This window comes from Bordetella genomosp. 9 (assembly GCF_002261425.1).
Classification (GTDB): domain Bacteria; phylum Pseudomonadota; class Gammaproteobacteria; order Burkholderiales; family Burkholderiaceae_B; genus Bordetella_C.
In genome coordinates this window covers 132,359-144,793 of record NZ_NEVJ01000002.1, presented here as the reverse complement: position 1 = coordinate 144,793, position 12,435 = coordinate 132,359, and the positions used below count along the sequence as shown (strand labels likewise).

General features: G+C 63.1%; 13 protein-coding genes and 1 tRNA gene. 4 read left to right on the top strand and 10 right to left on the bottom strand.

All coding sequences use genetic code 11. The features are described 5' to 3' along the window. Window positions 1–2 precede the first annotated feature (2 nt). From CAL26_RS06645 to CAL26_RS06630, 4 genes are read right to left on the bottom strand one after another with little or no spacing between them, the layout of a single operon-like run. On the bottom strand, window positions 3–803 hold the full coding sequence (locus CAL26_RS06645) for an ABC transporter permease (RefSeq protein WP_094846162.1): 801 nt from the start codon (window positions 801–803) through the stop codon (window positions 3–5). A 1-nt stretch (window position 804) separates the two neighbouring features. Continuing rightward, window positions 805–1,671 (bottom strand): ABC transporter permease, encoded by an 867-nt coding sequence (locus CAL26_RS06640; RefSeq protein WP_094846161.1) that lies wholly within the window; start codon window positions 1,669–1,671, stop codon window positions 805–807. Next, entirely contained in the window at window positions 1,668–2,723 is a 1,056-nt protein-coding gene (locus CAL26_RS06635) for an ABC transporter ATP-binding protein (RefSeq protein WP_094846160.1), read from the bottom strand. Before CAL26_RS06635 ends, CAL26_RS06640 begins: the two co-directional genes overlap by 4 nt. Window positions 2,724–2,762: 39 nt before the next feature. After that, window positions 2,763–3,794, bottom strand: a complete 1,032-nt coding sequence (locus CAL26_RS06630) for an ABC transporter substrate-binding protein (RefSeq protein ID WP_094846159.1) — start codon at window positions 3,792–3,794, stop codon at window positions 2,763–2,765. A gap of 229 nt (window positions 3,795–4,023) precedes the next feature. Between CAL26_RS06630 and CAL26_RS06625 the strand changes: the two genes are divergently transcribed. Beyond that, a complete protein-coding gene (locus tag CAL26_RS06625; protein WP_094846158.1) occupies window positions 4,024–4,821 on the top strand; it encodes a GntR family transcriptional regulator in 798 nt (265 codons plus the stop codon). A 66-nt stretch (window positions 4,822–4,887) separates the two neighbouring features. Here CAL26_RS06625 and CAL26_RS06620 read toward each other — a convergent pair whose 3' ends face one another. Continuing rightward, window positions 4,888–5,925, bottom strand: a complete 1,038-nt coding sequence (locus CAL26_RS06620) for an esterase (RefSeq protein ID WP_218831516.1) — start codon at window positions 5,923–5,925, stop codon at window positions 4,888–4,890. Between the two features lie 233 nt (window positions 5,926–6,158). Between CAL26_RS06620 and CAL26_RS06615 the strand changes: the two genes are divergently transcribed. Continuing rightward, a complete protein-coding gene (locus CAL26_RS06615) occupies window positions 6,159–6,650 on the top strand; it encodes a hypothetical protein (protein ID WP_094846157.1) in 492 nt (163 codons plus the stop codon). Window positions 6,651–7,009: 359 nt separating this feature from the next. Here CAL26_RS06615 and CAL26_RS06610 read toward each other — a convergent pair whose 3' ends face one another. Further along, window positions 7,010–7,534: an AAA family ATPase gene (locus CAL26_RS06610; protein ID WP_094846156.1), complete on the bottom strand. Its 525-nt coding sequence runs from the start codon at window positions 7,532–7,534 to the stop codon at window positions 7,010–7,012. 197 nt (window positions 7,535–7,731) lie between these two features. Between CAL26_RS06610 and CAL26_RS06605 the strand changes: the two genes are divergently transcribed. After that, complete coding sequence (locus CAL26_RS06605) at window positions 7,732–8,184, top strand: VOC family protein (RefSeq protein WP_094846155.1); 453 nt, start codon at window positions 7,732–7,734, stop codon at window positions 8,182–8,184. Between the two features lie 184 nt (window positions 8,185–8,368). On the opposite strand, the gene CAL26_RS06600 is transcribed toward CAL26_RS06605, so the two are convergent. The 3 genes from CAL26_RS06600 to CAL26_RS06590 form a co-directional block, all read right to left on the bottom strand. Beyond that, window positions 8,369–9,007: a Fic/DOC family protein gene (locus CAL26_RS06600; RefSeq protein ID WP_256988317.1), complete on the bottom strand. Its 639-nt coding sequence runs from the start codon at window positions 9,005–9,007 to the stop codon at window positions 8,369–8,371. A 261-nt stretch (window positions 9,008–9,268) separates the two neighbouring features. After that, window positions 9,269–9,463: an antitoxin VbhA family protein gene (locus CAL26_RS06595; protein WP_094846154.1), complete on the bottom strand. Its 195-nt coding sequence runs from the start codon at window positions 9,461–9,463 to the stop codon at window positions 9,269–9,271. Window positions 9,464–9,830: 367 nt separating this feature from the next. Continuing rightward, a tRNA-His gene (locus CAL26_RS06590) sits at window positions 9,831–9,906 on the bottom strand. Between the two features lie 195 nt (window positions 9,907–10,101). On the opposite strand from CAL26_RS06590, the gene CAL26_RS06585 reads away from it, so the two are divergent. After that, on the top strand, window positions 10,102–11,568 hold the full coding sequence (locus tag CAL26_RS06585; RefSeq protein ID WP_094846153.1) for a phospholipase D-like domain-containing protein: 1,467 nt from the start codon (window positions 10,102–10,104) through the stop codon (window positions 11,566–11,568). 7 nt (window positions 11,569–11,575) lie between these two features. On the opposite strand, the gene CAL26_RS06580 is transcribed toward CAL26_RS06585, so the two are convergent. Continuing rightward, window positions 11,576–12,154: an ANTAR domain-containing response regulator gene (locus CAL26_RS06580; RefSeq protein ID WP_094846152.1), complete on the bottom strand. Its 579-nt coding sequence runs from the start codon at window positions 12,152–12,154 to the stop codon at window positions 11,576–11,578. Window positions 12,155–12,435: the final 281 nt, after the last annotated feature.

Here is a 12,435-nt window from a genome sequence, read left to right as displayed (position 1 = left end):
CGTTAACGTCCCTTTCCGACAAACAGCTTTTCCAGGCCCACCGTGCGGTCCAGGATGAAGATGGCGATGATGGTCACGTAGATCAACACGGCCGACACCGCCGTCACCAGCGGATCGATGGTGTCCTCGATGTGCAGGAAGATGCGCACCGGCAGCGTGGTCGTGGACGGCGAGGCGATGAAGATCGACATGGTCAGCTCGTCGAAGCTGGTGATGAAGGCGATCACCCAGCCGCTCACCACGCCCGGCAGCAAGAGCGGCAGCACCACCCGGCGGAACGCGGTCCAGTTCGACGCCCCCAGCGACTGCGCCGCGCGCTCCAGCGCCGGGTCGATGCCGGTGGCCGACGCCAGCACCAGCCGCAGCGCATAGGGCATCACCAGGATCACGTGCGCCACGACCAGCCCGACATAGGTGCCCGCCAGGTCCACGGTGGTGAAGAACTTCAGGAACGCCAGCCCCAGCACCACGTGCGGGATCATCAGGGGCGACAGGAAAAAGGCCAGCAGGGCTTCGCGGCCACGGAAGCGGTTGCGCGCCAGCGCCAGGGCGCCCGGCACCGCCAGCCCGATCGCCAGGGTGGCGGACAGCGTGCCCAGTCCCAGGCTGAACCAGAACGCATCGATGAAGCGCGGGTTGTCGAGGATGGCGCGGAACCAGCGCAGCGACAGCCCGCTGGTGGGCAGCGAGATGAAGCCTTCCGACGTGAACGCCACCGCGCACACCATCACGATGGGCGCCAGGATGAACAGCACGAAGAGCGTATGGAACACCAGGCCGATGGGGCCGTTGCGGAAGTTCATCTCAAGCCCCCGACGGATTGAAGACCGCGCCGTAACGGCGCTCGATCAGCCGGTTGGCCGACAGCAGCACCACCACGGTGGCCACCAGCAGCACCACGGCGAGCGCGGCGCCGAGCGGCCAGTTGAGCGTGTTCAGGAATTCGTCGTAGGCGGCCGTCGCCACGTTCTTCAGGCGCCGCCCGCCGATGATGGCGGGCGTGGCGAACGAACTGGACGCCAAGGCGAACACCATGATCGAACCCGACAGGATGCCCGGCATGACCTGCGGCACGATCACGCGCCGGATCACGGTGAACTGGCTCGCCCCCAGCGACAGCGCGGCGGCCTCCGTCGACGGATTGATCCGCTGCAGCGACGCCCACACGGACATCACCATGAACGGCACCAGCACATGCGTCAGCGCGATGCCCACGCCCAGGTTGCTGTACATCAGGTCGATCGGCGTCCCGACCAGGCCGATGCCCATCAGCGCCTTGTTGATCAGGCCAGTGGAACCGAACAGCAGCGCCCAGCCCAGCGTGCGCACCACCACCGAAATCAGCAGCGGCCCCAGCACCACCATCAGGAACAGGCTCTTCCACGGATTGGCCATGCGCGCCAGCACATAGGCTTCCGCGGTGCCGAGCACCAGGCAGGCCATCGTTACCAACGCCGCCACGCCGAACGTACGGGCATAGATCTCGTAGTAATAGCCGTCGCCGAAGATCTCGACGTAGTTCTTCCAGGTAAACGTTGCCTGGATGCCGCCGTAGAACTGGAAGTCGTAGAAGCTGATCAGGAAAACCAGCGCCATCGGCACCACCAGGAAGGTGGCGTAGAGCGCCAGGGCCGGCCCGCTCAGCAGCCAGGGGTTGGTGCGGGCGCTCATTGCGCGGTCTCCTGTCCGGCCACCGCGCACATGTCCTGGGCGCGCCAGCGCAGATGCACCGTCTCGCCCTCCGCGGGCACCGGCACGCCGTCGTTCTGGCGTATGACCAGCACCTCGCCCACGGACGTGTCGACCTGGCACAGCCAGTGATTGCCCTGGAATACGCGCGTCTTCATGCGTCCGGGCAAGGCGCACGCGCTCGCTTCGGTGAACAGGATCTTTTCCGGCCGCACGATCACCGCGCCGTGCGGCACCGGATGGCCCTCCATGGCGATATGCGCCTCGCCGATACGGGCCCGCGTTTCACCCTCGTAGGGCTGCGCCGTGGGGGTGAATACATTGGCCTTGCCCAGGAAGCCGCCGACAAAGCGGTTCGACGGCGCTTCATAGGCCGCGAAGGGCTCGGCCACCTGCTCGACCCGACCCTGGTTCATCACCACGATACGGTCGGACAGCGCCAGGGCTTCGGACTGGTCGTGCGTCACCAGGATGGTGGTGGTGCCGACCGTGCGCTGGATACTGCGCAGCTCCAGCTGCATTTCCTCGCGCAGCTTGGCGTCCAGGTTCGACAGCGGTTCATCCAGCAACAGCACGCGGGGGCGGATGACCAGCGCGCGCGCCAACGCCACGCGCTGCTGCTGGCCGCCCGACATGCGCGCCGGATGGCGGTCGGCCAGGTGCGACAGGCCCACCAGCTGGAGCGCTTCGGCCACCCTGGCCTGCCGCTCGTCCTTGCCGATGCGCTGCATCTCCAGGCCGAACGACACGTTCTCAGCGGCGGTCATGTGCGGAAACAGCGCATAGTTCTGGAACACCATGCCCAGGCCGCGCTTGTTGGCCGGGATGCGGCTGACGTCCTTGCCGTCCAGCACGATGCTGCCGCCGCTGGGCTCGACGAACCCGGCGATCATCTGCAGGGTCGTGGTCTTGCCGCAGCCCGACGGCCCCAGCAGCGAAATGAACTCGCCGCGTTCGACCGACAGGCTCAGGTTCTCGACCGCCGTCAGGTCGCCGTAGCGCTTGGACAGGCGGTTCAGTACGAGATAGCTCATGGATGCTCCCGCTGGCGGCGCGCCCGCGCCGCCGTTGCCTCAACGCTCGATTTCACGCGTCCAGCGCTTGTTCCAGTCGTCCCGGTTCTGGTTGACGGTGTCCCAGTCGATCACGATCAGGTCGGCGGCGCGCTTGCCGATCGGCAGCGGCACGCGCGGATCGTCGACCACCTTGGCCTGCTTGTTGACCGGGCCGTAGCCATAGGCGTTGGCCAGTTGCTCCTGCACCTTGGGGCTGACCAGGTAGTTGACGAAGGCCTGCGCCAGCGGATTGGCGTTGGCCTTGGCCACCGGACACACCGACGACAGCAGGGCATAGGCCCCTTCCCGGGGATAGACGAAGCCCACCGGGAAGCCGGAATCGGCGAAGGCCTTGACGCGGCCGCTGCCCCATACCGCGATGGTTGCCTGGCCACTGGAGAACAGCTCGGTCATCTTGCCGGGCGAAGGCTCGTACACCAGCACGTTGGGACCGATTTCGTCCTTGAAGGTCTTGAAGCCGGGATCGATCTTCTTCTCGCCGCCGCCGCCTTCGCGGGCGTATTCCACCAGGGCGTGCAGGCCGTAGGTGTTGTTCAGCGGGGGCACCACCAGCTGCTTCTTGTACTTGGGATCCTTCAGGTCCTTCCAGGAGGTGGGCGCGGCCCACTTGCGCTCATCGAAGACCTTCTTGTTGTACATGATGCCGGTGGCGACGATGCCGATGGCCACGGCCTTGTCGTCCTTGTAGCGCGCGGTGCCGTAGAGGTCATCGACCGGCAGGCCCTTGATCGGCGCGCAGAAGCCCAGCGCGATGGCCTGGTACATGGGGCCGTCGTCGATGATGGCGACGTCGATCTGCTGGTTGCTTTTCTGCGCCTGCAGGCGCGCCACCGTGTTGGTGGAGTTGCCGGCCACGTATTCCAGCTCGACGCCGTGCTGCTTGGCGAAGGGCGGGAAGATGTCGGAGCGCATGATGTCTTCGAACGAACCGCCGTAGCCGGCGACCACCAGTTTCTGCTGCGCCTGCGCGGTGGCGCACATACCGATGGCCACCGTGGCCGCCGTCAGGACTGCGAGTACCTTGCCCATGAAAACCCCCGTTTATTGGAAGAGAACCGCGGGAACCGCCTGTGCCATCTGCATCCGGGGTGAACTCGCCGCGAAAAAAATGCGGACCCGCTTGCCCCGCGACGCCCATGTCCGCCGTACAATTTGTCCGTACATGAATGTCCGGACAAATAATGGATCCACCGTAACGGCCTTGTCAATCGGTTATTGTCCGGACAAACCCCGATAGAAAGCGCAAAGGAACCACCCAATGACCCGATCCTCCGAAAGCGTGCTCGCGCCCGCCGACGCGCGCGAGGCACGCGGCCAGGCCACGGGGCTGGATGACGAGGCTGGCAGCCCACGCTACAAAAGTATTTACCAGCAGCTGGCGCGCGACATCGGCAGCGGCCGCTATCCGGTCATGACGCTGCTGCCCACCGAACATGAACTGTGCGAGCAATTCGGCGCCAGCCGTCACACCATCCGCGAGGCCATCCGCATGTTGACGGTGGCGGGAATGGTGTCGCGCCGCCCGGGCGTGGGCACGCGGGTGGAAACCGCCCACGCCAGCACCCGGTTCACGCAGCGCATCTCGCAGTTCCCCGACCTGCTGCAATACGCGCGCAACGCCGCGCTGCTGGTGCGGGACGTGCGCACGATCAAGCTCGGCAAGCGGCTGGCCGAGGACCTGGGCGCCGAGCCCGGGCAATCATGGCTGCACATCAACTCGGTCAAGACGCTGGACGACCAGGACACGCCGGTGGCGTGCACGGTGATCTACGCCAATCCGGCGCATGCCGACCTGCGCGCCGACATCCGGCCGCGGATTTCGCTGCTCCGCTTGATCGAAGACCACTTCGGCAACCGTATCCACGAAGTGAACCAGGAGTTCTCGGCCACGCCCATCGCCGCGCCCATCGCGCGGCAATTGCAGGTGGAGCCGCAGACGGCGGGCTTCGTGATCACGCGGCGCTATTACGGCGGCGGCGGCGTGCTGCTGCTGGCCACCATCACGACCTTTCCGCACGACAAGATGAAGTACTCGATGTCGCTGAACGTGGCGTAGCGCGGGCTATCCGCGCGGCCATCGATCCGCGCGTTTATCGACTCGCGCAATTATCGACCCACGCTGTCATCGACCCACGCTGTTATCGATCCAATCCGACAGCAGGTCGGCGACGAGCAGATTATTGCGGTCCTGCATCAGCATGTGCGTGTTGCCGTGCATGCCTGCCTGCGGCAATTGCAGGACCTTGGCCTTCCCGCCGGCCTTATTCACGGCCTGCGCAAACGCCTCGCATGCCGCGAGCCGCGGCGCCCACACCGCGGACTGCGCGACGTAATCGCCGAACAGGACCATGATGGGTATGCCGGCATAAGGCGTCAGGTCGCTGTCGGCCGCCGGACATGCGGCGGGCTCGATCGACACGATGGCCGCAATGCCCGCGCGGCCGCGCACCGCTGCCTGGAAGGGATAGATCCCGGATTGCGAATGGCTGACCAGCACCGCGCGTCCAAGCCGCTGGGCCAGGAGGTTCAAGGCGGGCACCGTCGGGTTGGGCGTGGACATCGAATAGGCCCAGTCCGGCACCATCTGCTTCCACAGCGCCTCCTGGGCCTCGACCGGATATTGCGAGCCCGCATAGGATTCGGGATAGCGCGGGCCGAAGCGGAACAACGGCCAGGCGACCTCGCGCCCTGCCTGGAAACCGACCGGCAGCGTATCCGGCTGCAGCTTGCCGGTCTTGACGCCGTAGATCGCCGCCGCGTTCATCGCCGAACGGCCTCTTGCCGCCTGGTCGATGACGTAGGTCGGATAGCCCTTGCGCACGAAGTACTCCGACCACCCCATGCGGCCGTCCGGCGTCGTCTCCCATGAGGCGCCCGTCAGGCAGCAGCCGTGGATGAACACCACCTGCACGGGCTTGGCGTCGACCGGCACCTGGTATTGCACATACATCTGCTCCACCGTCACCGTTCCCGTCGGGTCCACCTGCGGCAGCGTGGACAAGGTCTCGGACTTCACCTCCCGGCCGCCGACGAAGAAACTCCCCTGGCTGGCGATGGTCAAGGGCTGTTTGACGTCGACGCTCTGCGCATGCGCGGCCTGCATGGCGACGCACGCGAACATGGCGGCCAGTACCGCGATCGAACGGGCAAGCTTGGGCATGTCTCCTCCGGCGGTCAATAGACCAGACTTATATTTATGTTTATACATATAAAGTCTAGGCAGACGCGTGCCGGGCGGCCATCGGTGGATTCCCTAGGCAAGGCGACAGGTCGATCGCGCGCATGAGGCGCGACACCTCGTAGGCATGGTTACATTTTCTTCCCTGATGAGGATTTCTGTCCGGCCGCCCCGGAAATAGAATTCACGCTTTCGAACTTCGCGAAAACGACTCCATGATCCGCCGTACCCTGTTCGCCTGTTCCGTCACCCTGGGTTTCGTCCTGCTGGGCGGTTGCGTCTACCACCCGCCCGCCAACCAGATGGACCGCTACGCGAAAAGCATGGTCGGTCATAACCTGACCGAGGTCACCTCGCGGTTCGGCCCCGAAGATCACCAGGGCGGGTCGGCCACCTATCCCAACATCGGCACCCCACAGAACCCCCGCTACTCGCACGCCTGGACCCGATACGGCTCCACCCAGCACCAGCGCTTCGTCCAGACCGGAACCGAGTCGACAGGCAGCACGCTGGTCGGAGTGCTTCCTGCCGGTGGCGGCCAAGCCCAGACCCCGATCTACCAGCAAAATACCGCGCCAACGGGTTATTACACCCAAGAAGGCGAAACGTGCATCATGACCTTCATCACCGACGCCCGGAAGACCATCGTGTCCTCCTACCTGCAAGGCGGCTACTGCGACAAGCTGTTCCTTGGCGGCGATCGCTAGCGGCGGTCACGCTGCGTGTTCGGCCTCTTCGGTACCGGCCTACTTGGAGGCAAGCGAGGCGTTGTGCCATGCGATGCTCAATGGAGGATTTTCATGTCAGTACTCGTCGAGCCGAGTCGTCCTTCATATAACTCATCAGGGTATTGAGCTCTTTCTGAAAGGGGCCATCGCCGCTCACAGCGGGGCGCCTGGATACCTTGGCCACAACATCAATAAACTGTGCCCCAGTCGTTTGCGGGGATTAATCAAAAGGCTGCTTCTGGCCGGAAGGGGCCTCTGGTCGATGTCCGGTTCCGACCCTGAGCCGACCTTTGCTTGGCCCGATGGCAGTCTTTCAAGACGCGTGCTGGCCGGCTTGCTCAGACGTCAAACGACGCGTTCGCCCCCTCCGTGTCGAAGCTAATCTCGAACTCTTCGCATTCGAGTTCGTCGGGCGACTCCCAAAGCTTGCTCGCCATCTCGAAGACATGATCCGGTACGACCATGGAAAACGTGGGACCTCGCTCTTCATTCCTGCGTCGAACACGCGCACGACGGATTTCCAAGGGTGCGTCGAGGACATGGAGGTGAGGCGGAAATCCTTCGTTCGTGATCATTCGACAGAACTGGATTCTTGGTTGCTGCTGGATCAGGCCAAGTTCGAGCACAACGTCTCGACCCGACGCCAGTACTCTGCGGCTGTGGTTCCATATTAGACCCAGCAACCGTTCTTTTCGCTCAATATACCAAGGCACAAAATCGCCGCCCGGGCGGTCTGGGCTGAACAGCGTCGCAAACCACTCGTCGAGCGGGATGTGCACGCCGTTGCTGCTTGCAGCCAGAGCCGCGCCGAAGGTGGATTTTCCAGCCCCTACCGGGCCCTCGATCAAATGAACTCGAGACATGCTTGACAGTCACTGATTAAGAAACGGGCGAGATTATCACGCGACCTCCAACGCCCGCTTCTGGCCCAGAGCCGTCCTTGTCGACCGGCCGATGACGACCCAGAATGGCCACCTATTAACAGCAACTAAGACAGTCCAGGCCGAATTTTAGCTATCGCGTGAATTTGTGGCCTAGACTGTAATAGCAGGATGCACTTATGAACGACCAAATCTCTACCGTATTACGCACCGAGCATACTGGGCTGACAGTCGCGTCGATAGATGGTGTACTTGATTTCTGGACTGAAGTTCTCGGCTTTAAACTCGTTTACCGCAAAGAACTTGGCGGTGGGCACGCGATGGAACAAGTAGTCGGTGTGCCGGGGGCTTATTTGAGAAATGCTCTCCTAGAGGGCCCCGATGGATACAGAATTGAGCTGCTCGAGTACGACTCACCAGAAGACCGCTTGATTTTGAAGCAACGTCCATGTGATGTTGGCTCGGCTCATTTGACGTTTGCTGTGACCGATCTGCGCGCAATGCTAAATCGCATGCGCCCCTACGGTTGGACTGCTTCCGGCGAACCGCAAACCGCGCCTAGCGGAACAATCTTAGTCTATACCCGAGGACCTGACGGACACACTATTGAACTTATGCAGCATCCTGAGTGAACTACCTGTCAGTGAACACTTTATCTTGGTTACTATCTGCCGTCTCAATTGAGAACCAGTAGCGAGACAGCGGTACGCGTATGTGCCGATCCGGCACGTGAAAGCTGAGCCGCTCGCCCCAAAATATGTTACCAAATCGATCGTCCGAAAATGGCCGGAAGTAGTCATTGACGGACGAGGAAAGCTAGCGCTCCAATCGCGTGCTTCGCGTCAGGTCGCGCGGGTGATCCTGCTGGATATCATGATCGGTGTCTTGCGCTATCGCGCGCACCAGGCCAACGTTTCCATGCGGATATCGGATTTCGCACGAGCGACCTGGAACGAGCTGCTCTGCATTCACCAACGGATCGCGCACATGCAGAACGACGTCCAGGCCCTCACTTTGAAACTGCTGTACGACATAGCGTTCGGTCGCACCGAGGACCGTTCCCTCATACGCGTTCCCCGGGATAGCATGTGCGATGCGGGCGTCGGCGCCCGCAATGGATTTGGCCAAGTCAACCGCGTGCTCCTGGTCGAGATCAATCAGGTTCTCGCGAATCAGGGATGCCATCGGACGCGAATCGCCCTCATAGGCCAGGATTGATGCTTGGACCCATTGCCGACGATCGACGCCATACCACTGGATCGCATAACCCGCCTCGCTGGCCAGTTGCCGAAAGAACTCACGGATGGCGCGGCCGTTCCCATCGCGAAATGGATGCAGCACGTTCAGCTCGCCCAGATAGTGGCCTGCTTTTCGACTGAATTCTTCGACGTTCAAACCACGCAGGTACCGGTCACGCGCAAGCGGCTGTGTGATCTGCGGCGCATAGCCTTCGATCTGGCCGAAATTGGCGAACCGCGTGTCGCCCTTCGAAATATCAACCGTACGAATCTGGCAGCCCAGTCATACACATCGCCGAACAATCGCCGGTGTATTTGCTGCAGGTGGGCCAGATCGAACGTCCCCTGAACGGGGCTCTCCACAAGTTCGAGTGCGCGAAGATGGGCGAATGTCGCCTCTATCTTCGCCAGTGTCGGCTCGTCAGTGATTCCCAAGCGGTTGTATAGGACGCCACTCTGAGGGTCCGAGTAAACGTCGTTAGCCGTGTACTTCGCCACGAGCCACTCGCCCAACGAAGTCCTTCAGAACATCGCTCAGCTCGATTTCCCCGGTGATATACCGTTGCATCGCTTCGAGCACTTCAGTATCGGGCTCCAGGCCTTCCAGACGTTGGCTGGCCAGCGCGTTGCGCGCATCGTGCTGCCGCTGAGCAATCTGCTTTGCAGTAAGCATAGGACCTCTTAGCTTTCTGATTTTACTGGATATTGATGGAAATTTGGGGAACGCTTCCACCGCTGCAGGTGCGTCGCGGTGAGTGCTAGCCAGCTCATTGGCTCATGTGACACCCTGGACCTGGCCAGTCAGCACGGCTTCAGCGACAGGGTCAGGCAGTGAGCGTTGGAGTTCATCGTGGCAAGACGCAATGAACGCACGGACCCGGACGTACGATGGAACGGTTGACGAGGGAGACCTGGTCACCGATCACGACCTTACTTCGCGTTGCAGCGATATGCGGCCTACGGCCATCTCCAGCAAACTCTCGCGAAACGAAAAAAGGCGCTTCGGAATGACCGTAAGCGCCTGATTTCAAATGTAATTTTGGGGTGGCTGATGGGACTCGAACCCACGACAACCGGAATCACAATCCGGGACTCTACCAACTGAGCTACAGCCACCGCAGCAAAGAAGCGAGATTCTAGCACGAGTTGCCGACCTCATTTCAAGTGTTGCTCCCCGCCACCTGAAGCGCGGCGTTGACGGCGCCGTCGGCTCAGTTTCACGCGCGGGCTTGGTATCCTCCCGACCAAGGCGGCTCCTCGGGAGCCGGCCAGCATGCTTGCAACTCGCCCGGCAACAAACCCAATAACCACATGCGCGAACTGCATCAGATCCTTCTCACCTATTGGCCGCATATCGTTTTCACGGTCAGCCTGGTCGCCGGCGCCGGCGCGGCGATACATGCCGCCATGACCAAGAACGACGTGCGCGCGGCCATCGGCTGGGTCGGCGTCACGCTGTTTTCGCCGCTGTTCGGCGCGGCGGCCTATTTCGTGGCGGGCGTCAACCGCATACGCATCACGCGCGTTTCGCAGCAGCGCGACGAGGCCATGGTGGCCTACGCGCGCGAGCCTTCGGCGGTGGAACTGGACGTCGTGCCGTTGTCCGCGCCGCAGTTCGCCTCATTGAAACGGCTGGCCGACAAGGTCAGCCACTTCCAGCTGGTGGGCGGCAATTCGGTGCGGATGCTGGACGGCGGCGATGAAGCCTATCCGGCCATGATCCAGGCCATCCGCCAGGCCCGCTATACCGTGGCGCTGCAAAGCTATATCTTCGACAACGATCCCATCGGCCGCGAATTCGCGCAGGCCCTGATCGAGGCGCAGGCGCGCGGCGTACAGGTCCGCGTCCTGATCGATGCCGTGGGCGCGCATTATTCGCGTCCGCCCATCATCCGGATGCTGAAGAAAGGCGGCGTGCCGACGGCGCGCTTCATGACCAATCCGCTGGGTTTCCTGCGCATGCCGTACGCCAATCTGCGCAGCCACCGCAAGATCCTGGTCGTGGACAGCCGCGTCGGCTTTTCCGGCGGCATGAACATCCGCGCCGCGTTCGTCAGCGCCCTGTCCCGCGAGGAGACCAACCGCGACACGCATTTTCGCGTCGAAGGCCCGCTGGTGATCCAGCTGCTATCGGTCTTCGCCCACGACTGGGATTTCACGACGGGCGAATCCCTGGCGGGCAGCCTGTGGTTCAACTACGCGGCCAATGCCGCCGACCCGACGCCGGGCAGCGCCGCGGTGCGTTGCGTGCCGTCCGGGCCCGACCGCTCGCTCGGCAGCACCCATAACATGCTGCTGGGTGCGCTGGCGGTGGCGCAGCGGCACGTACGCATCCAGTCGCCCTACTTCCTGCCGGACCAGACGCTGATCGGCGCGCTGGCCACGGCGGCGCGGCGTGGCGTACGCGTGGATATCGTCATTCCCGGCAGGAACAACCTGCGGCTGGTGGACTACGCCATGACGGCACAGCTGGACCAGGTCATCCGCTGCGGCTGCCGGGTATGGCGCACGACCGGCATGTTCGATCATTCCAAGCTCATGACGGTCGATGATGCCTGGTCGTACGCGGGATCGTCCAACCTGGACCCGCGCAGCCTGCGGCTGAATTTCGAGCTGGACACGGAAATCTACGACCGCGAGGTCGCCGTGGAAATCGGCAAGCGGATCGACGCGACCATTGCCTCGTCCAAGGCGCAGACGCTGGAGCTGTTGGATTCGGCGCCCTTCCTGGTCCGGCTGCGCAACAAGGTGATCTGGCTGGCGACGCCGTATCTTTGATCGGCGATCAGCTTTTGATCCAGCCCGCCGCGTCCACCATGGCCTGCGCGACTTCGCCGATACGCTTCTGGCTCTTCATGGCGTGTTCGCGCAGCATGCGATAGGCCTCTTCTTCCGACACCCCGCGCAGGGACATCAACAGTCCCTTGGCCTTTTCCACGGCCTGGCGCTCGGCCAGCCGCAGCTTGGCTTCGGTCAGTTCCTCGCGGCGTGCACGATCCACGGCATAACGTTCGATGGCGACGTCCAGCAGGCTGCGGATGCGCGATGCGGGCACCTCGCCCACGACATAGGCGGCAACCCCGGCCTGCAGCGCCGCCCGCATGGTCTGGCGATCGTTGCTTTCGGTGAACATGACGACCGGGCGGTCGCTGTGGGCGCTGGCGACGCAAACGCCCTCCAGCGTATCGCGTGAAGGCGCGTCGGCGTCGATCAGCACGACGTCCGGCGCATGGCGTGCGACGGCGGCGGACAGGTCGGCGTCCGGCAGCACTTCGGCCACGATCCGGACGCCGCCCTGCTCCAGGGTGTTCCGCAACTCGGCCACGCGCCCTTCGCCATCCTTGATCAACATTACCCTGAGCATGTGTCTATCCTCTCCTCCCGCCTTGTGCAATGCAAAATACATGCCATTTCATTGGCCGGCAACGACAGTCCGCCGGACGTCGCCCGCGATCACGGCGCGGTTTTCTCCGGCCGCGATGCGACGATGCCACCCCCGCTCGCGGGCTGCGCGCACCATCGACGCCTGTTTCCCGCACCGCATTGGCGCAGCCCCTTGATCGCAACGCACCAAACCGCGGCATGCGTGACGGCCGCCGCGCGCCGCGCCGCCGCCCACCACACTAGCGAAACACCGCCAAGTCC

Bases quoted from the DNA above. Each gene is read 5' to 3' on its own strand.
- CAL26_RS06645 (WP_094846162.1), bottom strand. From the start codon at position 803: ATGAACTTCCGCAACGGCCCCATCGGCCTGGTGTTCCATACGCTCTTC.
- CAL26_RS06640 (WP_094846161.1), bottom strand. From the start codon at position 1,671: ATGAGCGCCCGCACCAACCCCTGGCTGCTGAGCGGGCCGGCCCTGGCG.
- CAL26_RS06635 (WP_094846160.1), bottom strand. From the start codon at position 2,723: ATGAGCTATCTCGTACTGAACCGCCTGTCCAAGCGCTACGGCGACCTG.
- CAL26_RS06630 (WP_094846159.1), bottom strand. From the start codon at position 3,794: ATGGGCAAGGTACTCGCAGTCCTGACGGCGGCCACGGTGGCCATCGGT.
- CAL26_RS06625 (WP_094846158.1), top strand. From the start codon at position 4,024: ATGACCCGATCCTCCGAAAGCGTGCTCGCGCCCGCCGACGCGCGCGAG.
- CAL26_RS06620 (WP_218831516.1), bottom strand. From the start codon at position 5,925: ATGCCCAAGCTTGCCCGTTCGATCGCGGTACTGGCCGCCATGTTCGCG.
- CAL26_RS06615 (WP_094846157.1), top strand. From the start codon at position 6,159: ATGATCCGCCGTACCCTGTTCGCCTGTTCCGTCACCCTGGGTTTCGTC.
- CAL26_RS06610 (WP_094846156.1), bottom strand. From the start codon at position 7,534: ATGTCTCGAGTTCATTTGATCGAGGGCCCGGTAGGGGCTGGAAAATCC.
- CAL26_RS06605 (WP_094846155.1), top strand. From the start codon at position 7,732: ATGAACGACCAAATCTCTACCGTATTACGCACCGAGCATACTGGGCTG.
- CAL26_RS06595 (WP_094846154.1), bottom strand. From the start codon at position 9,463: ATGCTTACTGCAAAGCAGATTGCTCAGCGGCAGCACGATGCGCGCAAC.
- CAL26_RS06585 (WP_094846153.1), top strand. From the start codon at position 10,102: ATGCGCGAACTGCATCAGATCCTTCTCACCTATTGGCCGCATATCGTT.
- CAL26_RS06580 (WP_094846152.1), bottom strand. From the start codon at position 12,154: ATGCTCAGGGTAATGTTGATCAAGGATGGCGAAGGGCGCGTGGCCGAG.